Origin of the sequence: Pseudomonas sp. SIMBA_041, assembly GCF_046535095.1 — a bacterium.
In the GTDB taxonomy this organism is placed as follows: domain Bacteria; phylum Pseudomonadota; class Gammaproteobacteria; order Pseudomonadales; family Pseudomonadaceae; genus Aquipseudomonas; species Aquipseudomonas mucoides.
The window spans coordinates 174,568-201,258 of sequence record NZ_JAWRXJ010000012.1; the positions used below are offsets into that span (position 1 = coordinate 174,568).

Genomic DNA, 26,691 nt, shown 5'->3' on the forward strand with positions numbered 1-26,691 from the left:
TCCCCTCGCGTGCGTTTGGTAACAGATCCCTCAGTGTTTTTCCCATCCCGTTGATTCAAATCGATTTTCAATCTCCCCAACATTCTCTCCGCAACCTGTGGCACACTTTCTGCTGTCTATTCCGTTGTTACATACCAATGTCCGGTATAGCGGAATAAACATCATCCTGGAGTGCTTGCCATGCATCGCCGACCTTCCTTGTTAAAAGCGTGTGTTTTTGTTCTCGCGGCTACCGCCGCTGCCATGGGCGTGGCCCAGGCGGCGGACAGTAAGCTCGATAGCGTGCTGGCCCGTGGAAAATTGATTGTGGGCACGGGCAGTACCAATGCGCCGTGGCACTTCCAGGGAGCGGATGGCAAGTTGCAGGGGTTCGATATCGATATCGGGCGGATGATTGCCAAGGGGTTGTTCAACGATCCGACCAAAGTCGAGTTTGTGGTGCAGTCGTCCGATGCGCGGATTCCCAACCTGCTGACCGACAAGGTCGACATCAGTTGCCAGTTCATCACCGTCACCGCCAGTCGTGCGCAGCAGGTGGCGTTCACCCTGCCGTACTACCGCGAAGGCGTCGGCCTGCTGCTGCCGGCGAACAGCAAGTACAAGGAAATCGAAGACCTCAAGGCTGCCAACGACAGCGTGACCGTGGCGGTCTTGCAGAACGTATACGCCGAAGAACTGGTGCACCAGGCGTTGCCCAAGGCCAAGGTCGATCAATACGACAGCGTGGACCTGATGTACCAAGCCGTGAACTCGGGCCGTGCCGATGCCGCCGCCACCGATCAGTCGTCGGTGAAATACCTGATGGTGCAGAACCCTGGCCGCTACCGCAGCCCGACTTACGCCTGGAGCCCGCAAACCTACGCCTGTGCAGTTAAACGCGGTGATCAGGACTGGCTGAACTTCGTCAACACCACCCTGCATGAAGCCATGACCGGCGTTGAGTTCCCGACCTATGCGGCGTCCTTCAAGCAATGGTTCGGTGTCGATCTGCCGACTCCAGCCATCGGTTTCCCTGTCGAATTCAAATGATCCCGTGAGAGCGGGGCGCTTGTAACGCGCCCCGTTCAAGGTACTGCTGACCATGAACTATCAGTTGAACTTTGCCGCCGTGTGGCGCGATTTCGACACCTTGCTGGCGGGGCTCGGTCTGGGTCTTGAGCTGGCGCTGGTGTCGATCGCCATCGGTTGCGTGATCGGCCTGATGATGGCGTTTGCTTTGCTCTCGAAGCACCGCGCATTGCGGGTGCTGGCGTCGGTGTATGTGACGGTGATCCGTAATACGCCGATTCTGGTGTTGATTCTGTTGATCTACTTTGCCTTGCCGAGCCTGGGCATTCGTCTGGACAAGATCCCGTCGTTCATCATCACCCTGTCGCTCTACGCCGGGGCGTATCTGACCGAAGTGTTCCGTGGCGGTTTGTTGAGCATTCCCAAGGGCCAGCGTGAAGCCGGGCTCGCCATCGGCCTCGGCGAGTGGCAGGTCAAGGCTTACGTCACCGTCCCGGTGATGCTGCGCAATGTGCTGCCGGCCTTGTCGAACAACTTTATTTCGCTGTTCAAGGACACTTCGCTGGCCGCTGCGATCGCGGTGCCGGAGCTGACCTATTACGCGCGCAAGATCAATGTCGAGAGCTACCGGGTGATTGAAACCTGGCTGGTGACCACGGCGCTCTATGTGGCGGCCTGTTACCTCATTGCCATGATGCTGCGTTACCTCGAACAGCGTCTGGCGATTCGCCGATAGGAGCCCCCCATGTACGAATCCCCTGGTTGGTTGCATGAGTTATGGGTTGCCCGCGAAGTGTTGTGGCAAGGCTTCCTGACCAGTGTGCAGGTGTCGGCGCTGGCCATTTTGCTGGGCACGATGGTCGGCATTGTCGCCGGTCTGGTGCTGACCTACGGCAAGTTCTGGATGCGTGCGCCGTTTCGCGTCTACGTCGACCTGATTCGCGGTACGCCGGTGTTTGTGTTGGTGCTGGCCTGCTTTTATATGGCGCCGGCACTGGGTTGGCAGATCAGCGCGTTTCAGGCCGGTGCGTTGGGGTTGACGCTGTTTTGCGGCTCCCACGTCGCCGAGATCGTGCGCGGCGCGTTGCAAGCACTGCCTAGCGGTCAGATGGAAGCGAGCAAGGCGATTGGCCTGACGTTTTTCCAATCCCTCGGTTACGTGCTGTTGCCTCAAGCGTTGCGGCAGATCCTGCCGACCTGGGTCAACTCCTCGACGGAAATCGTCAAGGCCTCGACGCTGTTGTCGGTGATCGGCGTGGCGGAGTTACTGCTCAGCACACAGCAAATCATCGCCCGGACCTTCATGACCCTGGAGTTTTACCTGTTCGCCGGATTTCTGTTTTTCGTCATCAACTACGCCATCGAATTACTCGGCCGGCACATTGAAAAGCGGGTGGCCTTGCCATGACTCAACTCTCCAACACGCAAAACGGTCAGGCCCTGCTGGACATACGCGGCCTGCACAAACAATACGGCAAGCTCGAAGTGCTCAAGGGCGTCGACCTGAGCATGCAGCGCGGCAACGTCGTCACACTGATCGGCTCCAGCGGTTCGGGCAAGACCACCTTGCTGCGCTGCGTAAACATGCTCGAAGAATTCCAGGGCGGGCAGATCATGCTCGACGGCGAGTCCATCGGCTATGACGAGGTCGACGGCAAACGCATCCGTCACCCGGAAAAAGTCATCGCCCGGCATCGTGCAATGACGGGCATGGCGTTCCAGCAATTCAACCTGTTCCCGCACCTCACCGCCTTGCAGAACGTCACCCTGGGTTTGCTCAAGGTGAAAAAACTGCACAAGGACGAGGCCGTTGCTCTGGCGGAAAAATGGCTGGAGCGCGTCGGCTTGCTGGAACGCCGTGATCACTATCCCGGTCAGTTGTCCGGCGGTCAGCAACAGCGCGTGGCGATTGCCCGGGCGATTGCGATGAACCCGAGCCTGATGCTGTTCGACGAAGTCACCTCGGCCCTCGACCCGGAACTGGTCGGCGAAGTGCTGAACGTGATCAAGGGCCTGGCCGACGAAGGCATGACCATGTTGCTGGTCACCCACGAAATGCGTTTTGCATTCGAAGTCTCGGACAAAATCGTTTTCATGAATCAGGGGCGCATCGAAGAGCAGGGGCCACCCAAGGAGCTGTTCGAGCGCCCTCAATCACCGCGTCTGGCTGAGTTTCTCAAAAACACGCGCTTTTAACTTTTCAGAATTCAATCAGGAGAAACACTCATGAGCATTACTCGTTACGGCACCGGCAGTAGCGCCGCTGGCGGTACGCCTCGTCCTTTCGCCCGCGCCGTTGAAGCCGATGGCTGGCTGCACGTTTCCGGGCAGGTGCCGGCGCTGGATGGCGAGATCATTACGGGTGGCATCGTCGAACAGACCCACCAGACCATGAAGAATCTGATTGCGATTCTGCAAGAGGCCGGTTATGGCCTGGAAGATGTGGTGCGTGCTGGCGTGTGGTTGGAGGATCCACGGGACTTCACGAGTTTCAACAAGGTCTTCTCCGAGTACTTCAAACCCGAACACGCTCCGGCCCGTGCCTGCGTGCAGGCGAACATGATGGTCGACTGCAAGGTCGAGATCGACTGCATCGCGTACAAGAAAAAGGCCTGAACCGAGTCGCGCCCATCGCGGGCAAGCCACGCTCCCCCAGGGGAATGCATTTCAAATGTGGGAGCGTGGCTTGCCCGCGATGGCGGCCTAACAATCGCCACCGCACTCTAGGTAAACTCCCGGCACTTTGTATGGGAACCAATGAAATGACCGAAGACACCATCAAGCGCCGGGCTCGCGGTCTGGACCGGGCGTTCGATATCCTCGACTTCCTCAAGGAAATCGGCAAACCCCTGCGCCCGAATGAAATTGCCAGCGGCATCGGCAGCCCGAAATCCACGGTCTACGAATTGGTGGCCTCCCTGCTGGAACGGCGCATTCTGGAAACCGTGGGCAAGGACGGTCATGTCTACCTGGGCCGTCAGTTGTACTTCCTCGGACAGGCGCATTTGCGTCATTTCGACCTGACCCGCGAGGCCGATCTCGCCTTGCAGGAAATCGTCAGCCAGACCCACGAAACCGCCCAGATGTGCCTGCTCAATGGGCGCAAATACACCGTGGCGCTGATGAAGGAGGGCGAGCGGCATTTCCGCATTTCCTCGGACATCGGCGAGAACGCGCCGATTCCCTGGACCGCTTCCGGGCGCCTGCTGTTGGCGCATTTGAGTGACGAGGAAATTGTCGACCTGATCGACCATGACGACTTCATTCTGCCCAACGGCGAACGCCTGCCGCTGGAACAGTTTCTGGCGGAAATCCGGCAGGCCGGCATCGATGGCTTTTTCTCCTTCGATAGCGTCGCCGACACCTTTACCCATTGCTTCGCCGCCCCGGTCAAAGACCCCAACGGCGTGGCCATTGCGACCCTGTGCATCGTGGCCCCACGGGCTGATGCCAAGACCCATTACAACGACTATCGCCGAGTGCTGATCGACAACGCCAACCACCTGGCCCGGCGTATCAACGAATAAATGCGGCTGCCTGCGGCCGCGAATGTGAGGAGTTCGACCATGTCTACTGCCAACAATACTGCCGCCGTGGAAAAGGGTTTTGCCCAGACCGGCGCCAACCTGGTCCGCGATGTCAGCCTGCCGGCGCTGGTGCTGCACCGCGAAGCGCTGGAACACAACATTCGCTGGATGCAGGACTTTGTCAGCAACAGTGGCGCCGAGCTCGCGCCCCATGGCAAGACCAGCATGACCCCTGCCTTGTTTCGCCGCCAACTGGACGCCGGCGCCTGGGGCATCACCCTGGCCAGCGCCACGCAAACCCGCGCGGCCTATGCCCATGGCGTGCGTCGGGTGCTGATGGCCAACCAATTGGTCGGTACGCCGAACATGGCGTTGATCGCCGATCTGCTGGCGGACCCGACGTTCGATTTCCATTGCATGGTCGATCATCCGGACAACGTCGCGGACCTCGGTGCCTACTTTGCCTCGCGCGGCGTGCGCCTGAACGTGATGATCGAATACGGTGTGGTCGGCGGCCGTTGCGGTTGCCGCACTGAGGACGAAGTCATCGCGCTGGCCAAAGCCATCAACGCGCAACCGGCGCTGGCTCTGACCGGTATCGAAGGCTACGAAGGCGTGATCCATGGCGATCATGCGGTGACCGGTATCCGCGCATTCGCCCAGTCATTGGTGCGTTTGGCCGTGCAGTTGCAGGACAGCGGCGCGTTTGCGATCGCCAAGCCGATCATCACTGCGTCGGGTTCCGCCTGGTATGACTTGATTGCCGAGGAGTTCGAAGCACAGAACGCTGCCGGGCGTTTCCTCAGTGTGTTGCGTCCGGGCAGCTACGTGGCCCACGACCATGGCATCTACAAGGAAGCGCAATGCTGTGTGCTCGACCGTCGTAGTGACCTGAATGAAGGCCTGCGTCCGGCGCTGGAAGTCTGGGCACACGTGCAGTCGATGCCGGAACCGGGTTTTGCGGTGATTGCCCTGGGCAAGCGCGATGTAGCGTACGACGCCGGTCTGCCGGTGCCGTTGCTGCGTTACAAGGCCGGTGTGGTGCCGGCGAAGGGCGATGACGTCAGTGCCTGCAAGGTGACGGCAGTGATGGACCAGCACGCGTTCATGACCGTGGCGCCGGGGGTTGAGTTGCGGGTCGGCGACATTATTTCGTTCGGCACGTCGCACCCGTGCCTGACGTTCGACAAGTGGCGCACGGGGTGTCTGGTGGATGATCAGATGAATGTCATCGAAACCATGGAAACCTGTTTCTAAGGCTTGAGACCGAGGCGCTGCTATCGCGGGCAAGCCCGGCGCCTACATGGGTAACACGATCCCTGTGGGAGCCGGGCTAGTCCGCGATGAGGCCCGCCCAGACAACAAAGAAACACCAGAGACCCCACACCATGCACACCATCAACACCCTCGGCCCCAACATCCCGCGCATCGCCCTGATCGGCGAATGCATGATCGAGCTGCAACAACGCGCCGACGGCAGCCTGCAACAAAGCTTCGGCGGCGACACCCTGAACACCGCCGTCTACCTGTCCCGTGAACTGGGCGAGCGCAGCATCGTCGATTACGTCACCGCCCTGGGCGACGACAGCTTCAGCGACGCGATGTGCCAGAACTGGGCCAGCGAAAACATCGGCCTGGGCATGGTCCAGCGTTTACCCGGACGTTTGCCCGGCTTGTATTGCATCCAGACCGACGCCGCCGGCGAGCGTCGTTTTCTCTACTGGCGCAACGAAGCGGCCGTGCGCGATTGCTTCACCACGCCCGCCGCCGCGCCGATTCTGGCGGCGCTGCCGGATTACGACGTGTTGTACTTCAGCGGCATCACGCTGGCGGTGCTCGGTGTGCAAGGTCGGGCAAAATTGTTGGAAACCCTGATCGAAGCCCGTCAGCGAGATGCGCGCATCGTCTTCGACAACAACTATCGGCCGCGCTTGTGGGCGTCGGTTGAGGAAGCCCGCGCGGCGTATCGCAGTGTGTTGCCGTATGTGGACCTGGCGTTGCTGACGGTTGAGGACGAGCAGGCGCTGTTCCATTTCTCAAGTTGCCAGGCGGTGTTCGATGCTTACGAGCAGATCGGCACGCCGGAAGTGGTGCTCAAGCGCGGTTCAGACGCGTGCCTGATTCGCTGTGACGGTGAGTCGTTTGAAGTGCCGGCGCAGAAGGTCGACCGCGTCGTAGATACGACGGCGGCAGGGGATTCGTTCAGTGCGGCGTACCTGGCCAGTCGGCTCAAGGGCGCGAGCGCGGTGGAAGCGGCTGAGGCGGGGCATCGGTTGGCGAGTCGGGTGATTCAGGTGCCGGGGGCGCTGATCCCTAGATAAGGGATGAATGGCCGTCTGCTTCGCAGTCGGTTCGCGAGCAGGCTCGCTCCCACAGGGGAACGCATTCCAATGCAGGAGCCAAGCTTGCTCGCGATGAGGCCCTCAAGGCCACCCCTCAATCCCGGTAAAACACCTGCACCAGGTGATACCCGAACTTGCTCTTGATCGGTCCGTGTACCACCCGCAGCGGCTTCTTGAAAATCACCGCATCAATCACCCCGACCATCTGCCCCGGCCGCACTTCACCGAGGTCGCCGCCGCGCTTGCCGGACGGGCAAGTGGAGTACTTTTTTGCCAGCACGTCGAAGGCTTCGCCCTTGGCGATGCGTTGTTTGAGCTGCTCGGCTTCTTCCGAGGTTTTCACCAGAATATGGCGGGCTTGAGCTTTCATGGGGCGTACCTTGCAACGTGCTGACAGCGGGGCGGGCGATTATGCCTCAACTCACTCGGGTTGGCCGATCATCGTGCGAATCTTGTTGGCCAGCAAGTCGATGGAAAAGGGCTTGGCCACCATGTCCATACCTTCCTCCAGAAAGCCCTGACGTTCGGCGGCGGTTTCCGCGTAACCGGTCATGAACAGCACTTTGAGGTCCGGGCGATGCTGGCGGGCGATCTCCGCCAGTTGCCGACCGTTCATGCCCGGCAGTCCGACATCGGTCACCAGCAGATCAACACGCAAATCCGATTCCAGCAAGGGCAGGGCGGTCTTGGCGTCTTCGGCTTCGTGAGCGTGGTAACCCAGCTCATTGAGCAAGTCGAGCACCAGCATGCGCACCGCCGGGTCGTCTTCCACCAGCACCACGGTTTCACCGGCAATCGCCGCGGGCGCCTCGCCCGTGACCGGCACCAGCACGTTTTCCGGTTCCATGGCATGCAAGCGCGGCAGGTACAAGCGCACGCTGGTGCCCTTGCCGGGCAGGCTGAACAGGCTGACATGTCCGCCTGATTGCTGGGCGAAGCCGTAGATCATCGACAACCCCAGCCCTGTGCCCTGGCCGATGGGTTTGGTGGTGAAGAACGGGTCAAATGCCTTGGCCAGTACCGAGGGTGTCATGCCGGTGCCGTTGTCACTGACGGCGATCATCACGTAATCCCCGGCCTTGACCGGTTCCAGTGTGGTGATGTCAGTGCCGTCGAGGTAGACATTGCTCGTTTCGATCAGCAGTTGGCCGCCATCGGGCATCGCATCGCGGGCGTTGATCACCAGGTTGAGCAGGGCGTTTTCCAGTTGGCTGACGTCGGTGCTGATCGGCCAGACTTCATCGGCCAGTTTCAGATTGAGCTCGATGTGGTCGCCCGTGGTCCGGCTGAGCAAGTCTTCCAGCGAGCGCACCAATTCATTGGCATTCAGCGGTTTGCGATCCAGTGACTGGCGACGGGAAAACGCCAGCAGGCGATGGGTCAACGCGGCGGCGCGGTTGGCCGAGGACACCGCGGCTTCGGTAAAACGGCTGATCTCGTGAGTGCGCCCATCGGCGATGTAGCGCTGCATCAAGTCAAGACTGCCAATAATCCCGGTAAGCATGTTGTTGAAGTCATGGGCGATGCCGCCGGTGAGTTGGCCGACTGCTTCCATTTTTTGAGCATGGCGCAAGGCGTCCTCGGCACGCTCGCGCTCGACCATCTCGTTTTGCAGGCGCTGGTTGGCTTCGGCCAACTGCTGGGTGCGAGCGGCGACGCGCTCCTCCAGGGTTTCATTGAGATTGCGCAAGGCTTCTTCGGTCTGTTTGCGCTCGGTTTCGTCGATCACAAAAATGTAGAAGCCATTCACCGCGCCATCCGCACCGTGGCGCGGCAGGTAGTTCATCAGCGCATGCCGCAGGCTGCCGTCGCGGTGTGGCGTGCTGATGCTGAAGCAGCAAGGTTTGCCCGTAAGTGCTTCAGCAATGTGTTCGGCACGTAAGGCATAGGCCTCGTCACCCAGTACTTCGCGAATGGTTTTGCCGTAGAGCTCTTGCGGCGTCAGGCCGTACCAGTCCAGGTACGCGGAATTGTTCAGGCGGAAACGCTCTTCGCTGTCGACGTAGCTGATCAGGATCGGCATCGCGTTGATGATCAATTGCAGCTCGGTCTGGCTCTGGCGCAGGGCCTGTTCGGTGCGTTTGCGCTCGGTCAGGTCCAGCGCGGCACCGAGAAAGCGCATCGGCCGGCCGTGATGATCCTTGTAGCAGCGCCCCCGGGCAAACACCCAGCTCAACTGCCCATCGGGTTGCAGCAGGCGATATTCCTCGGCGTACTCGGTGCCATGGGTGATGCAGTGCTTGATGCTGCGCGCAATCATCGCCCGGTCTTCCGGATGCACGCCCTGGAGGTACGCGCTGATCGGCAATTCCCCGGCCAACGCCGGATCGATGCCGTGCAGTTGGGCAAAATGAGCGTCGGCGAGGAAACGGTCTTCGCCGATGTCCCAATCCCAGGTGCCCACCGAGTCGGTCGCGGCCAAGGCCAGTTGCAGGCGCTGCTCGGTTTCGCGCTGGGCCTTGAGGCTGGCGGCCGAGCGTTGTTCCAGTTCAAGGGCGATGCGGCGACGTTCGTTGGTTTCGATGGCGGTGACCAGAATGCCCGCCACCTCGGCGCTTTCATCGCGGATCGGGCTGTAGGTCAAATCCAGCCAGAAGTCGGAATCGCCACCGTCACGTTGCAGGGTAAAGCGCTGTTCGCTGTAGGTGCGCACCTGGCCTTGTAGGACGGCGCTGTAAATCGGGTCGGTAAAGTCCTGAAGTTCTGGCCAGATCTGGTGCGTCGGCTGTCCAAAAGCGTGTGGATGTTTGCTGCCAGCGAGCAGGGCGAAACCGTCGTTGTAGATCTGTGTCAGCTGTGGTCCCCATAGCAACAGCATCGGCATCGGTGAGTGAATCACGATGTCGACGGCGGTGCGCAGGCTCTGCGGCCAGGTGCCAGCAGGGCCCAAGGGGGTCTGTGTCCAGTCCAGTCGGGCAATCAAGGCCTGGGCATCGCTGCCGGTGGGTGATGCGTTCATCAAGTGGTCCTGCGCTCAAGTCGGTGTGGCGGCGTCTACTATCCTCGTAGGGCGGTAGAGGCTGGATGACCCATGTCGGGTCATTATTTTTTCATTGAATGCTTCGCGGGTGTTTTTTGCCATGGAAATCGATGCACTGTTGAAACTTCTGGCCAGCGGTAATGGCTCCGATCTTTATCTCTCCACGGCGGCACCGCCCAGCGCTCGGTTGAACGGCGTCCTTGAACCGTTGTGCGATCAGCCGTTCAAACCCGGTGAAGTCGCGGCAATGGCCGCGTCCATCATGGACGCCGAACAGCGTCTGGAGTTCGACCGTGAGCTGGAAATGAACCTGGCCATTTCGTTGTCGGGAATCGGGCGCTTTCGGGTCAATCTGTTCAAGCAACGCAACGACGTGTCCATTGTGATCCGTAACATCAAACTCGACATCCCGCGCTTCGAAGATCTCAAATTACCCCCCGTGCTGCTGGACACCGTGATGCTCAAGCAAGGCCTGATACTGTTCGTCGGCGCCACAGACTCGGGCAAGTCGACATCGCTGGCGGCGCTGATCGACTACCGCAATCGCCACAGCAGCGGTCATATCGTCACCATTGAAGACCCGATCGAATATATCCATCGGCACAAGCAGTCGATCATCAATCAGCGCGAAGTGGGCGTCGATACCCGAAGTTTTCATGCGGCATTAAAAAACACCCTGCGCCAGGCACCGGACGTGGTGCTGATCGGCGAAATTCGTGACCGCGAAACCATGGAGCACGCGCTGGCGTTCGCCGACACCGGTCATCTGGTGATTTCCACGTTGCACGCACACAACGCCCATCAGGCGCTGGACCGTATCATTAATTTCTTTCCCGAAGAGCGGCGGACGCAGTTGCTGCATGACCTGGGCAACAATCTCAAGGCGTTTGTTTCACAACGACTGGTGCGTACCCGCGACGGTCAGCGCAGGGCGGCAGTGGAAGTGATGTTGGGTACACCGACGATTGCTGACTTGATTAGACGCAATGAACTCGATGAACTTAAAAACATTATGGACAAGTCTGCAGAGTTCGGTATGCAAACGTTCGATGGCGCACTGTATGCGCTGGTGGTGGAAGGCGCAATCAGCGAGGAAGAGGCGCTAAAACATGCGGACTCGCTTTGTAATCTTAAGTTGCGCCTTAAGCTTTATGGCGCAGGGGTTTCGAACGTTAATATGCGCAGTGATGGCTGGGGGTTGGTGGATTGATTAAATTGGTAAAGTGAGTGGTTGTGAAATATTGTCTTATGACTTTTTACTGTTTAGTTATTATTCGATGAGTCAGGATTAACCGTCGTTGAATGAATCAGTTAACTAATTTCATAAGGTTGTTATGTTTTATAAGTTTAAGTATAAAGACTATCCGTTGTCCGGGGCGGTTTCTGAAGTTCAACACCTTTGGTTAAAGGTCGATGCGGCTGAGCGACAGGTGGTCGTGCGCTTATTGCAAAGTGTCTTCGAGGATCAAGAGGACGACGGGCCCTACCATTGGCAAGGCTACGAGTTTGAGCTGGCGAAAGGCTCTTCGTTGTATGAAGTCCATATGCCGGGTCGAGTGGCATGGAATAACCTGGCCAACTACACGGTCGTGATGGATGAACTCCGTCGCCACGGCCCCGAGAACATGGCCGCAACCCGTATCAACGAAACCGGCGGGCTTGAGATTTTCAGAAAAGACCGGTTAGTGTGGGACGTCGTCGACGTGAATATCGTCCAGGAGTCCCACTATTATCAGAAGCTTCTGGTGATAGGTGATATTGCCAAACAAGCCGGTGGTTACATTTATAGCGAAGATTTCGTCGATGTGGACCAATGGCTGAAGTTTCATGGCCTGATGGTTCCAAGAAATGCCAGCGAAACAAAAAACCTGATCGCGCTTTTCGAGTTCGATCCTGAGGTTGATGAGCTGGGTAACTATTGGGGGCAGCTTGTTACGGATGATCCGTCGTTAGCCGTCTTGTCGGTTGAGCAGCGCGACGCCATTCGGCAGGTCACCCAGCGTGTCGCCAAAAACACCAAACTGCTGGATAAGTTGTTCCGCGAAACGGGGCGCGTCATTGCGACGCACGATAATGCCGCGCAACGGATCGGTCAGTTGATCAAGCATCCGGTGGCCCAAGCTTGTGCCAGGAAACTCCTGGAGGAGTCGGCCTGGTTCGGCGCGCAATCCGGGCAAGAGGTCTCTTCACAAGGTCTTGAGCAACTGCTGGTAACCAGCCTGTTGCTGGATCTTTATCCGTCTCTCGGTAGCACCCAAGACCGCAAGCGTATCGCCGGTTTCGCTTTATATGCGCCGAGCAACGTTGAGCGGTCGCCGGCCGTGGTGCGCGAGGAGCTGCAAGCCTTACTCTATACCAAAGGCTGGGTTGATCCTGCCGCGGCGCCGCTGGCGTGTCATCTGCTGCTGGCGGAGATGGCGCCGGAATTTCTGGTCACGGGCGTGCCAGCAGCGATGACGATGGGCTCGGTTGCCTGGGTCACCTTTTGCCATGGCGTTGCTCTGGCGGAAGCGGTGAGGAAGGGGGCGTCGCGTGTGCTGACGTATGCGCAGATCATGGCGTATGTCGAACTGGAACCTGTCAGCGAACCGCTGTCCCGACTGCGGGAATTGGCGATGATCGATCCGATCGTTGACTGGGCGCTATTGAATGGCGTTATCAGCGAAAGCGAGCTCACTCAAGCGGCAAAGGAAACCACCGAGCGGGCAATCACGGCGTTCCAGGAATTCGCGGAGAACTTCACCCATCTGGCCAGCGTCTATTCCATCCCAATGCCCAACCGCGAAACCATTGCGCGCGAAGCGTTGAAAGGAGCAGTGCCGGAGTGTGATTTCCTGGACGATAAAGTGCTTTATCAACACCCCGGCCTCTATGCATCCCCCAACCCCATGTCGATGGTCGGCTTGCACATGTCGGCGGACCTTGCGGGTGGCCAGTGGGATTTCCGCGCGGTCTTTCCCGACGATGTTTTTTCCAGAACCCCTGATTTGTTGGCCGGTGTGACCAATCAACAAAGACCAACTCACTACGACCCCTCCGTCACCAGCCTTTATAGCCGCTTTCCAAGGTTGCAGAGCCTGCCGCCCAACAATGTCGAATACCATCGCCTGTTACGGAATTATCTCGGCGATCTGAATAAAGCGCTGGCGACCAATGTGAAGTTGGCCCTTTCACACATGCTTGCCCATGATCTGGAGATTTTTCTAAAAGGTAAGATCACCTTTTTTACCGTTCGTCTTCCAGCGACCAGCACCGAGTCTTACTTCTCAATATCGCCGGTGCCCGTTTCGACGACTTACGAAACACAGCAAAGTAACGATGCTGTGAAGGGACGTTTTGGCATTGTCATGTTCGCTGCCCACGGCAATGCGGTTGCCTGTTATGAGTTGTTTGCCTTGCGCGGTGAATTACGGAAAAACACCACGCTGGCGACGCTGATAACCTCAACGGGTAAATTGCGGACTGCCGCCCGAATGGATTTTAACGGGGAGCTGAATGCGCCCCTGCGACCTGCGACTCCCGAATTGTTGCCTCTCTCGGTTGTTGAATACACTGCCGGCGATTTTGCTGAGAATGACGCCAGCAGCGCCATGGGGATTATTGAAAAACTGGGTGAGCTTCCCGCACCAGCGTCTGTGTCGGCGCGGCAGCAGAGTCACTACCGTAATTTCGGTAATCCGCAGCTACGGCGAATTGCCGAGTTCGTTGTGAACAATCATCCGTTGCGCACATTTGACGAAATCGAGTTAATGGCCACGGTACCGACAGCACTTGAAACAGAACGCAAAAATGGCGAAGAGACTGCAGATTACATCGTGAATTTGGTGGTTCCGTTCAAGAAGTGCATCGAGGATTTGTCTTCTGGAGAACACAATAAGGTCGTTGACGGGATCTACGGTTGCGTCATGGATGCTATGGCGTTGGGCAGTGCATTTGTGGGGGCGGGCGCCAAAGCGCTGAGCATTTCGTCGAAGGCGGTCTCCTTGTCGTCCAAAGGCGCCCGCCTGACCAAACTGGCGTTTGCGACGTCCGTTTCCCTCTTCAACCCCGTGGATGATGTGCCAACGGTGTTCTATGGTGCCGGGAAACTCATCCACAAAGGCGCGTTACGGTTCAGCAAGCAGGCTGAAGAGCTTCTCGGACTGGCAAAGTCCCAGTTGGGCAGACTCCATGGCAGCCACAATTCCTATGACTTGGTCCGCGCAGCCAGCAACGTCAACACCGGACAGGGTACCTGGCGACCCCGTGGTGCCATCGGTGAGGAGCTCACGGTGGTGGCGACCCGCAATAATTTTCAATGGTATGCCCTCGACCGTCTGGGCAAAGCCTGGGGGCCAAAACTCGACAACTTTGCCTATGTGGCCCCTGTCCGTTTGCCGCGATCTACCAAGACATTGCCTGTCAGTTATACCCGACAGTTCATCGAACAAAGTCTGCCGCGGGCCCGGACGAAAATCGAAAACGCGATCAACGCCTTGACCCATCGTGACTTTGTGTCGCAGCGCAACCTGGTTGCCAGACTGCTGATGGGAAGCGACTCGAACGATGCAATCAATCAGTTATTGAACTATTTGAGAGCGGTCAGGGCCGACTTTGGGGGCGTTTCCATCAGTAACTTCATCCTTGATCCACTCAAGGACACCCACCACATTGCCGCTTTCGACACGAGCGCTTACCAACAGTGGAAAGGTGCCGCCGGGCAATCCGACGCGAAGTTCATTGAAATCTATACGCCCAATCTTAACCGGCACTTCATTGGCCTGGGATTCAATCATGACGTCGTCGCAGACGACTTGATCCATGAGCTGTTTCACGGGCCTGCGCAGATCGGTGATGTCGCCTATGCCCGCGACGCTGGCAGCGTCGGCGGTGGACAGTCGCTGGACGTGGCGTCGCTGCTGAACCTGGCTTCCGGCCGGCTTGCGGTGACAGATGAAGGCAATGCTCGTCACGCCAGTTCCAAAGCCTTTGAAAACGCCGACTCACTGGCGGTGGTCACTTCGCTGCTGAGCCAGTTGCACACCGACGAAGCCGGGTTTGACCGCAACATGTCCCTCCTGCGGAACACACTTGAAGCACATCCCGATAGCGCGATCGTCGATCCGGTGCGGATCACGTTGAACCATTCCGTGACTGCGCAGCGGCTTGGCTCTGGCTCTGGCAGGCCTGGCACGAGCGTCCAGTAGAACCGTTTAAAAAGCGAGTTCCGGCCGATCCCGAAATTGCTCCAGCGCCTCGGGATTGGCCAGCGCATCGGTGTTCTTTACCTTCTGCCCATGCACCACGTTCCTCACCGCCAGCTCAACGACCTTGCCGCTGATGGTCCGTGGAATATCGGTCACCGCGACGATCTTCGCTGGCACATGTCGCGGCGTGGTGTTAGCGCGAATCACTTGGCGGATCTGTTGCTGCAAGGCTTCATCCAGTTCGACACCGTCGCGCAATCGCACAAACAACACGACCCGCACGTCATCCTGCCATTGCTGACCAATGGCCACGCTGTCCAGCACTTGCGGGATTTTCTCTACCTGGCGGTAGATCTCCGCCGTGCCGATGCGCACGCCGCCGGGGTTGAGTACCGCATCCGAGCGGCCATGGATCATCATCGCGCCGTGGGGCAGTTGCTCGGCGTAATCGCCCTGGGACCAGACACCGGGGAACTGGCTGAAATACGAAGCGTGCAGCTTTTCCTGTTGCGGATCATTCCAGAAACCGATGGGCATGGCCGGGAAATGCCGGGTACACACCAGTTCACCCTTCTCTCCGATCACCGGTTGGCCGTCGTCATTCCAGACTTCAACCGCCATGCTCAGGCTCTTGCCCTGTATTTCGCCACGGCGCACCGGTTGAAACGGGTTGCCGTTCACAAAACACGAAACGACGTCCGTACCACCGGACATCGACGCCAGGCATACGTCGGGCTTGAAGTCGCGGTAAACATAGTCGTAACTCTGGGGCGACAGTGCGGAGCCGGTGCAGAGCAGGGTTTTCAGACTGCTCAAGTCATGGCTTTCGCGCGGCTTCACGCCATTGCTTTCCAGGGTCGCCAGGTACTTGGGGCTGGTGCCGAAGACGCTGATCTGTTCATCGTCTATCAGGTCGATCAACCGTTCGGGGCCGGGATAAAAGGGCGAACCGTCGTACAGCACCACGGCGCTGCCGACGGCGAGGGCCGAGACCAGCCAGTTCCACATCATCCAGCCGCAGGTGGTGTAGTAGAACAAACGGTCGCCAGCGCCGAGATCGCAATGCAGCCCATGTTCTTTGACATGCTGCAGCAACACACCGCCGGTGCTGTGGATGATGCATTTCGGCACGCCGGTGGTGCCGCTGGAGTAGAGGATGTACAACGGATGCGCGAAAGGCACGGGGACAAAATCCGGCTCGCCGCCCACGTCGTAGAAATCCTCCCACAACGTCACATTGGCATGGGTGTGGAAGTCGACGATGTGCGCCTGTGGCCGTGCATACGGCACCACGATCAACTGCTGCAAGGACGGCAGGCGCGAGAGGATTTCGTTGATTTTGCCGGTCTGGTCGATGTCCTTGCCGGCATAGCGGTAACCGGCGCAGGTGATCAGTACCTTTGGTTCGATTTGGCCGAAACGGTCGATCACCCCTTGGGTGCCGAAGTCCGGCGAGGAGCAGGACCAGATCGCCCCCAGGCTGGTGGTGCCGAGCATGGCCACCAGGGTTTGCCAGGTGTTGGGCATGCACGCGGCGACGCGGTCGCCGAGGCCAACGCCGGCAGCGATCAGACTGTGCTGGAACCCGGCCACATGCTCGGCCAGTTCCGCCCAGGTCAGGTGTTCGCGCTGGCCGTTCTCGCCAATGGCAATCACCGCAATGGCATCGTCGCGACGGCGCAGCAGGTGTTCGGCAAAGTTCAGGGTGGCGCCGGGAAACCACTGGGCGCTGGGCATTTGCGCGCCTTCGACCAGCACTGCGTCGGGTTGGTCGTGGAAGCGGATGTCGAAGAAGTCGACGATGGCCTGCCAGAAGTCTTCGCGCTGATCGATGGACCATTGGTGCAGGGCCGGGTAGTCATCAATGTGGACGTGGTGGCGCTGGCTGATGGAACGCCGAAAGGCCTCCATGCGCGTCTTGGCGATGCGCTCGGCACTGGGTTGCCAGAGAATGTCGGACATGGTTTGCCTCTTGTTCTATCTGGAGATCCAATCGCGGGCAAGCCACGCTCCCACCGGTAAACGCGATCTAATGTGGGAGCGTGGCTTGGCCGCGATGAACGATAACGCGGTTTGAGGGGGTTACTGCGCCAACCACCCACCATCAATATTCCACGCCGCGCCACGCACCTGACTGCCGGCCTCGCTGCACAAAAACAGCACCAGTTCACCCAATTGCGGCGGGGTGACGAACTCCAGTGACGGCTGTTTCTCGGCCAGCAAATCATGCTGCGCCTGCTGCGGATCGATCCCGGTCGCGGCACGGTCATCAATCTGCTTCTGCACCAGCGGCGTCAAGACCCAGCCCGGGCAAATCGCATTGCACGTCACGTGCGTCGTCGCGGTTTCCAGGCCCACCACTTTGGTCAAGCCGATCACCCCATGTTTGGCGGCGACGTACGCGGCTTTACCCACCGAACCCACCTGACCATGCACCGAGGCAATGTTAATGATCCGCCCCCAATTCTTCGCACGCATGCGCGGCAGGCACAGGCGGGTGCTGTGAAACACCGAGGACAGGTTGATCGCGATAATCGAGTCCCAACGCTCCACCGGAAACTCTTCTACCGACGCCACGTGCTGGATGCCGGCATTGTTGACCAGAATATCGATGCCACCGAATTCGCGCTCGGCATAGGCAACCATCTCGGCGATCTGCGCCGGGTCGCTGACGTCGGCGGGGTGATGACCGACCTTGCCACCGAACTGCTGGACCTCGGCAATCACCTTGGAAGCATCGCCGAAACCATTGAGCACCACGTTGGCGCCGGCCTTGGCCAGGCTGAGTGCAATGCCCAGGCCGATGCCGCTGGTGGAACCGGTGACCAGTGCGGTCTTGCCTGTAAGAGTCGTCATGAATACCTCACACAATGCCAGTGGCGTAGAAAGTGCCGATGACCACGAAGACCGCCAGGGTCTTGATCAGCGTAATACAGAAAATGTCTTTATAGGCTTCGCGGTGCGTCAGCCCGGTGACCGCCAGCAAGGTAATCACCGCGCCGTTGTGCGGCAGGGTGTCCATGCCACCGCTCGCCATCGCAGCCACGCGGTGCAGCACTTCCAGCGGAATGTTGGCCGCGTGGGCCGCCGCGATGAAGTCATTGGCCATGGCCGCCAGCGCGATGCTCATGCCGCCCGAGGCAGAACCGGTGATGCCCGCGAGCAAGGTCACGGTAATGGCTTCGTTGACCAGCGGGTTGGGAATGCTCTTGAGCCAGTCAGCCAGCACGAGGAAGCCTGGCAGCGAAGCAATCACCGCACCGAAGCCGTATTCCGAGGCGGTGTTCATTGCCGCGAGCAACGCGCCACTGACCGCACTTTTGCTGCCTTCAGCGAGTTTGCTGCGAATCGCCTGGAAGCCAAACACCAGCACCATGATGATGCCCACCAGCAGTGCCGCCTGAACGGCCCAGATGGCCGTCAGTTTGGCGATTTCGGTGGTCACCGGCGCGGCCATGCCTGGCAGCGCGAGGCTGTGGGTCTTGCCGTACCACTGCGGGATCCATTGGGTGAACAGCAGGTTCATAATGCCCACGGCCAGCAGCGGCGACAGGGCGATCCACGGGTTAGGCAGCTTGATATCGGCCGAGGTTTCCGGCTCGTTGCGCAACTCGGTGCCATAGCCTTCGCCGGCCCGTTGGGCCTTGTTGCGCTGACGCTGGAGAAACAGCATGCCGGCGCAGAACACGAAAATCGTGCCGATCAAGCCCAGCCACGGCGCCGCCCAGGCGGTGGTGTTGAAGAAAGTGCTGGGGATGATGTTTTGGATCTGCGGGGTGCCGGGCAGGGCGTCCATGGTGAACGAGAACGCGCCCAAGGCGATGGTCGCCGGGATCAAACGCTTGGGGATGTCGCTCTGGCGGAACATTTCAGCGGCAAACGGATAGACCGCGAACACCACCACAAACAATGACACGCCGCCGTAAGTGAGCAGGGCGCAGACCAGCACGATCACCAGCATCGCCTGGCGTGTGCCGAGCAGGCGAATGGCGGCGGCGACGATGGAGCGCGAAAAGCCGGACAACTCAATCAGCTTGCCGAACACCGCACCGAGCAGGAACACCGGGAAATACAGTTTGATGAAGCCGACCATTTTTTCCATGAACACCCCGGTGAAGGCGGGCGCGACGGCGGAAGGGTCGGTGAGCAGGACGGCGCCGAGGGCGGCAATCGGGGCGAAAAGGATAACGCTGTAGCCACGGTAAGCAGCGAGCATCAACAGCGCGAGGGCTGCCAAGGCAATGATCACACTCATGGTGTGTCTCCTGGATTGTTATTTTTGTAGGGTAGGTCTTTTGTGGGAGAGGGCTTTAGCGAGATTCGTGCCAGAGAGTTAAGCTATTGAAATATAAAGATATTTATTAGTATTCGAGGCGATGGTGAATTATTTGTCTCTTTTTTGAGATGTTTTTAAGGGTGAGGGGGGCTCATCGCGAGCAAGTTCGCTCCCACAGGTTAAGTGAGTAGGCCCTGAGAACTCGGCCCCCTACGGGAGCGAGCTTGCTCGCGATGGTCTGTCTAATAATGGAGATGTATGTCTCTTTATTGAGACTCTGCAATCCCCAACGCCACCATCTTCTTGTACAGCGTCGACCGCCCCAACCCCAGCCGCGCCGCTGCTTCAATCACCTTACCCCCGCATTGCACAAGGGCGGACTCAATCAACTGCCGGTCAAACCGCTCTCGAGCCTGGCTAAACGTCTCATGCTCAGCTGCCTCAATCATCTGCGGTGTCGAGCGCTCGACTGGCGTGAAGGTGCCAATCGCTGCACGAATCTGTGCGGCATCCAGCAGCAGATCATCACTGAGCAACGCCGCCCGCTCCAGGACGTTACGCAGTTCACGAATATTCCCCGGCCACGCGTGCTGCCCCAGCAGCTCCAGCGCCTCGCGGTTCAGTTCATGCTGACTGCGCAACTCCTCAAGAATCGCTTCGCTGAGTGCCGGCAGGTCGTCGAGGCGATCCCGCAGTGGTGGCACGTGGATGGGCAGCACGTTCAGGCGGTAATACAAATCCGCCCGAAACTCGCCACGTTTGATGGCGGCTTCGAGATCGGTCGAAGTGGCTGCGATCACCCGCACATCGCTGTGGATCACTTCATTGGAGCCGACCGGCTCGAATTCCTTCTCCTGCAAAACCCGCAGCAGTTTGCTTTGCAGTGGCAGCGGCATGTCGCCGATTTCATCCAGGAACAAGGTGCCGCCCTGGGCGATCTGCAACTTGCCGGCGCGGCCCTTGCGGTCGGCGCCGGTAAACGCGCCTGGGGCGGTGCCGAAGAATTCCGCTTCCAGCAACGATTCGGGAATTGCCGCGCTGTTGATGCTGACAAACGCTTTGTGCGCGCGCGGTGAGGCGCTGTGGATCGCCTGGGCCAGCAGCTCCTTGCCGGTGCCGGTTTCACCGAGCAACAACACGGGTGACTCGGCGCTGGCACTGCGTCGGGCGCGACGTTTGACTTCCAGGCTGGCCGCACTGGTGCCGATGAAATGGGCGAAGTTGTACTTGGTCTGCCGCGCCCGCAGTAGCGAGCGGGTCGACGCCAGTTCTTCCTGCATGCTCATGTAGCGCTTGAGCATGGGCGACAGGCTGCGCAATTCGTCGAACAGCGCAAAACCAATCGCGCCGATCACCACGCCCGCATCGTCATGAATGGGCAGGCGCATCACTACCAGCGGTTCTTTGGGGGTGTCTTGCATGTCGAGCAAAATCGGGCGTCCGGTGCGCACCACTTCGCGCAGCAGACTGCCGGGGATCACGCTTTCGCAGGCCTTGCCGATTGCCACTTCCGCCGACTCCAGGCCGAAACGCCGGGCATAGCGCTCGTTCATCCAGACGATGTTGGCATCGCGGTCGACAATCACCGTGCCTTCGCTGGACTGCTCGATGATCTCGAACAGCGAGCGGATCGCCAGCAGGCGCACACGCTGGTAGTCCTTGAGGCTTTCGGTGGTGTTCATGGGCTCTTATCCAAAATGTTTAGTGCCAGTGCGGGCCTGCTCGCGATGGCCGCGACTCGGTCTTGCGACTACCGCGGATGCGCCGCCGCCAACAGCTCTTTGGTGTACGGATGCTGCGGTGATTCAAATACCTCATGGCTGGCACCGCTTTCCACCACCTTGCCGTCCTTGATCACGATCATGTCGTGGGCCAGGGCGCGCACCACCGCCAGGTCATGGCTGATAAACAAATACGTCAGACCGTGTTTTTCCTGGAGCTGGCGGAGCAGGGCGACCACTTGCTTTTGTACGGTACGGTCCAGTGCCGAGGTCGGCTCGTCCAGCAGAATCAGTGCCGGTTTCAGCACCAGCGCCCGGGCAATGGCGATACGTTGACGTTGGCCGCCGGAAAATTCGTGCGGGTAGCGATGACGGCTTTGCGGGTCGAGGCCGACTTCCTCCAGCGCCCGAATCACTTCGGCCTTGCACTGTTCATCGGTCAACTGGCTGTGTACCTCAAGGCCCTCGCTGATGATCTGTGCCACCGACATGCGCGGGCTGAGGCTGCCATAAGGGTCCTGGAACACCACCTGCATTTTCTTGCGCCACGGCCGCAACTGCTTTTGCGTCAGGCCATCCAGCGCAGCGCCCTGAAAACGAATGCTGCCTTGGGAGTCGAGCAAGCGCAGGATCGCCTGGCCGAGCGTTGACTTGCCCGAGCCGGATTCGCCGACGATGCCCAGTGTCTTGCCGCGCTGAATGTTGAGGCTGATGCCGTCCACCGCATTGAGGTAGGTCTTGCGCTGAAACAACCCGCCACTGAGGGCGAACTGCACGCGCAGATTGTCCACTTCCAGCACGTTCTCGCGCTCGTCGCGGGGCAGGGCTTCGCCCTCCGGCTCGGCGTTCAACAGCAAGCGACTATAAGGGTGCTTCGGTTCGGTAAAGATCGTTTCACAAGTGGCCTGCTCGACGATTTCCCCGGCCTTCATCACGCACACGCGCTGGGCAATGCTGCGCACCAGGTTGAGGTCATGGCTGATCAGCAGCAGCGACATGCCGAGTCGTTGTTGCAGGGACTTGAGCAGGATCAGAATCTTGCGCTGTACCGTGACGTCCAGCGCTGTGGTCGGTTCATCAGCGATCAGCAACTCAGGCTCGCAGGCCAGGGCCATTGCGATCATCACCCGCTGACGCTGTCCGCCCGAGAGTTGATGGGGATAAGCCTTGAGCCGTTCCTTGGGCTTCTGAATGCCGACCAGGTGTAACAACTCAAGAATTCGCGCTTGCGCCGATTTGCCGGTCAGGCCTTTGTGCAGCAGCAGGGTTTCGCCGATCTGCTTTTCGATGCTGTGCAGCGGATTGAGCGAGGTCATCGGCTCCTGAAAAATCATCGCGATCCGGTTGCCGCGCAATTCACGCAACACATTGGCCGGGGCGCCGAGCAGTTGTTTGCCTCGATAACGGATGCTGCCAGTGGATTCGGTGCCGGTTTCGGGCAGCAACTGCAGGATCGAATGCGCCGTCACCGATTTGCCGGAGCCCGACTCGCCGACCAGCGCCAGGCATTCGCCGGGGCGGATGTCCAGGCACAGGTTGCGTACCACGGTTTCGCCGCTGAAGGCGACGCTGAGGTCACGGATTTCGATCAGGGGGGTACTCATATCAACCGTCCGTGTCAGGATCTCGGATCGAAAGCATCACGTAATGCCTCGCCGATAAACACCAGTAAAGAAAGGATCAGCGCCAGGGTGAAAAATGCCGTCAGCCCGAGCCATGGCGCTTGCAGGTTCTGCTTGCCCTGACCGATCAGTTCGCCGAGCGATGCGCTGCCGGCCGGCATGCCGAAACCCAGGAAGTCGAGTGCCGTCAGGGTGGTAATCGCCCCGGTCAGAATGAACGGCAGGTAACTCAGGGTCGCGTTCATCGCGTTGGGCAGGATGTGCCGCACGATCACTTTGCGATCCGACAGGCCCAGCGCCCGGGCTGCTTTGACGTATTCCAGGTTGCGCCCGCGCAGGAACTCGGCGCGCACCACATCGACCAGCGCCAGCCAGGTAAACAGCGCCATCATCCCCAGCAACCACCAGAAATTCGGTTCGACGAATCCGGACAGAATGATCAGCAGGTACAGCACCGGCAGCCCGGACCAGACCTCCAGCAAGCGCTGGCCGATCAGGTCGACCCAGCCGCCGTAATAGCCTTGAAGAGCGCCGGCGGCAATGCCGATCAGGGCGCTGACAAAAGTCAGCATCAACGCAAACAGGATCGATACCCGCGCACCAAATATCACTCGGGCTAATACATCCCGAGACTGATCGTCGGTGCCCAGCCAGTTCACACTGGAGGGCGGGCTGGGTGCAGGTTTGTTGAGGTCATAGTTGGGCGTGTCGTCACTGAACGGGATGGGCGGGAACAGCATCCAGCCGCCGTCCTTTTTGATCAGCTTCTGTACATAGTCGCTGCGGTAATCCGCCTGGAACGGCAGTTGCCCGCCGAACGCCTGCTCGGTGTGACGCTTGAACACCGGGAAATACCATTGGCCCTGATAGCTGACCACCAGCGGTTTGTCGTTGGCGATCAACTCGCCACCCAGGGTCAGCGCAAACAGGCCGATGAACAACCACAGCGACCACCAGCCCCGGCGATTTTTCTTGAAACGTTCAAAGCGGCGGCGGCCCAACGGCGAGAGCTTGAACATCAGGCATTCCTCGCGGCGAAGTCGATGCGCGGGTCGACCAGGGTGTAGCAGAGGTCGCCGACGAGTTTTATCAGCAGGCCGAACAGCGTGAAGATAAACAGCGAACCGAACACCACCGGATAGTCGCGCGAGACGGCGGCTTCATAGCTCATGCGGCCGAGGCCATCGAGGGAGAAAATCACTTCGATCAGCAAGGAGCCGGCGAAAAATACGCTGATGAACGCCTGCGGAATCCCCGATACCACCAACAGCATCGCATTGCGGAACACGTGCCCATACAGCACCCGGCGTTCGCTCATGCCTTTGGCACGGGCGGTGATCACGTATTGGCGGGTGATTTCATTGAGGAACGAGTTTTTGGTGAGGATGGTCAGGGTGGCGAAACCGCCAATCACCAGCGACGTCACCGGGAGCACCAGGTGCCAGAAGTAGTCAGCGATTTTGCCCACGGTGGACAGCGAATCAAAGTTGTCCGAGACCAGCCCGCGCACCGGGAACCAGTTCAACGAGGTGCCGCCCGCAAAGACCACGATCAGGAACATCGCGAACAAGAACGCCGGCATGGCGTAGCCGATGATGATCGCAGTGCTGCTCCAGATATCGAAATGGCTGCCGTGGTGCACGGCTTTGCGGATACCCAGGGGGATCGACACCAGGTAGGTGATCAACGTCGCCCACAGCCCGAGGGAAATGGTCACCGGCATTTTTTCGAGGATCAGGTCGGTGACCGTGGCGCCACGGAAGAAGCTCTTGCCGAAGTCGAGCCGGGCGTAACTGGTGAGCATCAGCCACAGGCGTTCATGGGCGGGTTTGTCGAAGCCGTATTGTTTTTCGATGTCCTTGATCAGTTGCGGGTCCAGGCCTCGGCTGGCGCGCGAGGTGCCGTGCATGGTTTCGCCGGAACCGCCACCGACAGTCGCACCGCCGATGCCTTGCAAGTGCGCGATGGCCTGTTCCACCGGACCACCGGGTGCCGCCTGAACGATGACGAAGTTGACCAACAGAATGATCACCAGCGTCGGGATAATCAGCAGCAAGCGCCGCAGTATGTAAGCCCACATCAGTGTGGTCCTCCGGGTCTGCCACGGCTGATTTGCTCGGCGGTCATTTGCTGGTTGGTCAGCGGGGTGGTGCTTATTTCCCACCAACTCTCAATGGCTTCGTCATTGCTGGCCTGCTCGTTGGGCCGACCGAAGCGGTTCCACCAGACCGTCGAGGTGCCCGGTGGGTAATAGTTGGGAATCCAGTAGTAGTTCCATTGCAGCACCCGGTCGAGCGCGTGGGCGTAGCGCAGCATCTCGGGCTGCGTGGTGGCGCGGACCACGCCGGTGATCAGGGTGTCGACCGCCGGATTCTTCAGCACCATGTAGTTATTGGCGCCGGGGTCGTTGGCCGAGATCGAGCCGAAGTAATTGAACAGCTCGCCCCCGGGGGAGGTGGTGACCGGGTAGCCGGTCACGATCATGTCGTAGTCGCGGCTCATCAGGCGATTCACATACTGGGACGAATCGATGCGGCGGATGTTCAGGTCGATGCCGATCTGTTTCAGGGTGCGCTTATAAGGCAGCAGCAGTCGGTCCATGCCGTTCTGGCTGACCAGGAAAGTAAAGCTCAGCGGCTCGCCCTCGGCGTTGACCAGTTGATCGCCATCGGGTTTCCAGCCGGCCTGTTCGAGCAGGTCCAGTGCTTGCAACTGCTTGTCGCGGATCACACCGCTACCATCGGTTTTCGGTGCTTCAAAGACCTGGGTGAACACCTCGTCGGGGATCTGTCCGCGCAACGGTTCAAGAATGGCTAGTTCCGCCGCATCGGGCAGGTGCCGCGCCGCCAGGTCGGTATTGGAAAAGTAGCTTTGCTGGCGGATGTACATGTCACGCATCATCTGCCGGTTGCTCCATTCGAAATCCCAGAGCATGGCCAGGGCCTGGCGCACCCGGCGATCCTGGAACATCGGGTTCTGTAAGTTGAAGACAAATCCTTGGGCCGGTTGCGGTGCGTCTTGGGCCAAATGCGCCTTTTGCAGGCGGCCGTCGCTCAGGGCCGGGCTCTCGTAACCGATGGAATAGCCGGTGGCGGAGAATTCGCGGTTGTAGTCATAAGCGCCACCACGTAGCACCTGGCGGGCAACGTCGGTGTCGCCGAAGTACTCGATGCTGAAATGATCGAAGTTGTAGAGGCCGCGGCTGACCGGCAGATCCTTGCCCCACCAGTTGGCGTCGCGCTCGAAGGTGATGCTGCGACCGGAGTCGACTTTGCCCACCTTGTAAGGACCGCTGCCCAAAGGCGCCTCGTACCCGCCGCCGTTGGCGAAGTCGCGGGTCTTCCACCAATGCTCGGGAAATACCGGCAGCGTTGCGATGTCGAGGGGCAGGGTGCGGTTTTCGTTGCTCTTGAAGTCGAACCGAACGGTCAGAGGTGATTCAACTTCCACGCCTTTGACGTCCGCGAACTGGGTGCGATAGCGCAGGCTGCCCTGAGTCATTAGCAGGTTGTATGAGTAGCGCACGTCTTCGGCCGTGATTGGCGTGCCGTCGGCAAAGCGTGCCTTGGGGTTGAGGTAGAACCTCAGGAACAGACCGTCGTCCGGGCGCTCCATTTTTTGTGCGACGAGGCCGTACACGGTGTAGGGCTCATCCAGCGAACGCTGGGCCAGCGGCGAGTAAAGCAATCCGTCGATTTGCGTGACGCCAATGCCCTTGTCGATGTACGGCAGGATATGGTCGAAGTGGCCAATTTCAATCGCCGAGCGACGCATCGTGCCACCCTTGGGGGCCTGCGGGTTGGTGTAGGCAAAGTGACTGAAGCCGGCGGGATATTTCGCGGGTTCGCCGTACACGGTCAACGCATGTTGCGGTGCGGCATTCACACCGGCGGCGCCCAACAGCAGCACCACGGCAGTGAACAATAAAGTGGGGAAAGCCAGTCGCATTGTCAGCCTTAGAGCCGGAGGATCGAAAAGCACAATTTGTACGCTAGCGGCGCGTCCCTCGCCAGTCTAAAAACGTATCCG

20 protein-coding genes are annotated in these 26,691 nt (G+C 59.4%); 10 read left to right on the top strand and 10 right to left on the bottom strand.

Annotated elements, in window-relative coordinates; all coding sequences use genetic code 11:
- Nucleotides 1–180: 180 nt before the first annotated feature.
- From SB725_RS26050 to SB725_RS26085, 8 genes are all read left to right on the top strand, one after another.
- On the top strand, nt 181–1,029 hold the full coding sequence (locus SB725_RS26050) for a transporter substrate-binding domain-containing protein (RefSeq protein WP_027923780.1): 849 nt from the start codon (nt 181–183) through the stop codon (nt 1,027–1,029).
- Nucleotides 1,030–1,081: 52 nt separating this feature from the next.
- Nucleotides 1,082–1,744 carry an amino acid ABC transporter permease gene (locus tag SB725_RS26055; RefSeq protein ID WP_008015908.1) on the top strand — a complete coding sequence of 221 codons (663 nt, stop codon included), beginning with the start codon at nt 1,082–1,084 and terminating at the stop codon, nt 1,742–1,744.
- Between the two features lie 9 nt (nt 1,745–1,753).
- Nucleotides 1,754–2,416, top strand: a complete 663-nt coding sequence (locus tag SB725_RS26060) for an amino acid ABC transporter permease (protein ID WP_027923781.1) — start codon at nt 1,754–1,756, stop codon at nt 2,414–2,416.
- Nucleotides 2,413–3,204: an amino acid ABC transporter ATP-binding protein gene (locus tag SB725_RS26065; protein ID WP_027923782.1), complete on the top strand. Its 792-nt coding sequence runs from the start codon at nt 2,413–2,415 to the stop codon at nt 3,202–3,204. The genes SB725_RS26060 and SB725_RS26065 overlap by 4 nt, the downstream gene beginning before the upstream one ends.
- A 30-nt stretch (nt 3,205–3,234) precedes the next feature.
- Nucleotides 3,235–3,624 carry a RidA family protein gene (locus SB725_RS26070; RefSeq protein ID WP_027923783.1) on the top strand — a complete coding sequence of 130 codons (390 nt, stop codon included), beginning with the start codon at nt 3,235–3,237 and terminating at the stop codon, nt 3,622–3,624.
- 146 nt (nt 3,625–3,770) lie between these two features.
- Complete coding sequence (locus SB725_RS26075; RefSeq protein WP_027923784.1) at nt 3,771–4,535, top strand: IclR family transcriptional regulator; 765 nt, start codon at nt 3,771–3,773, stop codon at nt 4,533–4,535.
- Between the two features lie 39 nt (nt 4,536–4,574).
- Nucleotides 4,575–5,792, top strand: coding sequence for an amino acid deaminase (locus SB725_RS26080; protein WP_027923785.1), 1,218 nt, complete (start codon nt 4,575–4,577; stop codon nt 5,790–5,792).
- A gap of 131 nt (nt 5,793–5,923) precedes the next feature.
- Nucleotides 5,924–6,856, top strand: a complete 933-nt coding sequence (locus tag SB725_RS26085; protein WP_410922788.1) for a sugar kinase — start codon at nt 5,924–5,926, stop codon at nt 6,854–6,856.
- 115 nt (nt 6,857–6,971) lie between these two features.
- On the opposite strand, the gene SB725_RS26090 is transcribed toward SB725_RS26085, so the two are convergent.
- Both SB725_RS26090 and SB725_RS26095 read right to left on the bottom strand, forming a co-directional pair.
- Nucleotides 6,972–7,247: a peptidylprolyl isomerase gene (locus tag SB725_RS26090; protein WP_007898282.1), complete on the bottom strand. Its 276-nt coding sequence runs from the start codon at nt 7,245–7,247 to the stop codon at nt 6,972–6,974.
- A gap of 51 nt (nt 7,248–7,298) precedes the next feature.
- Nucleotides 7,299–9,836, bottom strand: a complete 2,538-nt coding sequence (locus SB725_RS26095; protein ID WP_194940167.1) for a PAS domain-containing sensor histidine kinase — start codon at nt 9,834–9,836, stop codon at nt 7,299–7,301.
- A 121-nt stretch (nt 9,837–9,957) separates the two neighbouring features.
- Here SB725_RS26095 and SB725_RS26100 point away from each other — a divergent pair, with 121 nt between their 5' ends.
- A complete protein-coding gene (locus SB725_RS26100; RefSeq protein WP_410922789.1) occupies nt 9,958–11,067 on the top strand; it encodes a PilT/PilU family type 4a pilus ATPase in 1,110 nt (369 codons plus the stop codon).
- A 124-nt stretch (nt 11,068–11,191) separates the two neighbouring features.
- Complete coding sequence (locus tag SB725_RS26105) at nt 11,192–15,043, top strand: hypothetical protein (protein ID WP_410922791.1); 3,852 nt, start codon at nt 11,192–11,194, stop codon at nt 15,041–15,043.
- A 6-nt stretch (nt 15,044–15,049) separates the two neighbouring features.
- Here the strand turns inward: SB725_RS26105 and SB725_RS26110 are convergent, their stop codons facing one another.
- The 8 genes from SB725_RS26110 to SB725_RS26145 all read right to left on the bottom strand — a co-directional run bounded on the left by SB725_RS26110 (nt 15,050) and on the right by SB725_RS26145 (nt 26,610).
- Nucleotides 15,050–17,005 carry an acetoacetate--CoA ligase gene (locus tag SB725_RS26110; protein WP_410922792.1) on the bottom strand — a complete coding sequence of 652 codons (1,956 nt, stop codon included), beginning with the start codon at nt 17,003–17,005 and terminating at the stop codon, nt 15,050–15,052.
- 120 nt (nt 17,006–17,125) lie between these two features.
- Nucleotides 17,126–17,899 (bottom strand): 3-hydroxybutyrate dehydrogenase, encoded by a 774-nt coding sequence (gene hbdH, locus SB725_RS26115; protein WP_027923789.1) that lies wholly within the window; start codon nt 17,897–17,899, stop codon nt 17,126–17,128.
- Between the two features lie 7 nt (nt 17,900–17,906).
- Nucleotides 17,907–19,298: a GntP family permease gene (locus tag SB725_RS26120; protein ID WP_194940163.1), complete on the bottom strand. Its 1,392-nt coding sequence runs from the start codon at nt 19,296–19,298 to the stop codon at nt 17,907–17,909.
- Between the two features lie 287 nt (nt 19,299–19,585).
- Nucleotides 19,586–21,001 carry a sigma-54 interaction domain-containing protein gene (locus SB725_RS26125; RefSeq protein ID WP_027923791.1) on the bottom strand — a complete coding sequence of 472 codons (1,416 nt, stop codon included), beginning with the start codon at nt 20,999–21,001 and terminating at the stop codon, nt 19,586–19,588.
- Nucleotides 21,002–21,069: 68 nt separating this feature from the next.
- Nucleotides 21,070–22,644 (bottom strand): ABC transporter ATP-binding protein, encoded by a 1,575-nt coding sequence (locus SB725_RS26130; RefSeq protein WP_027923792.1) that lies wholly within the window; start codon nt 22,642–22,644, stop codon nt 21,070–21,072.
- 14 nt (nt 22,645–22,658) lie between these two features.
- On the bottom strand, nt 22,659–23,681 hold the full coding sequence (locus SB725_RS26135; protein WP_027923793.1) for an ABC transporter permease: 1,023 nt from the start codon (nt 23,679–23,681) through the stop codon (nt 22,659–22,661).
- Nucleotides 23,681–24,742, bottom strand: coding sequence for a microcin C ABC transporter permease YejB (locus SB725_RS26140; protein WP_059182860.1), 1,062 nt, complete (start codon nt 24,740–24,742; stop codon nt 23,681–23,683). Before SB725_RS26140 ends, SB725_RS26135 begins: the two co-directional genes overlap by 1 nt.
- Entirely contained in the window at nt 24,742–26,610 is a 1,869-nt protein-coding gene (locus SB725_RS26145; RefSeq protein WP_410922793.1) for an extracellular solute-binding protein, read from the bottom strand. Before SB725_RS26145 ends, SB725_RS26140 begins: the two co-directional genes overlap by 1 nt.
- Nucleotides 26,611–26,691 lie beyond the last annotated feature (81 nt).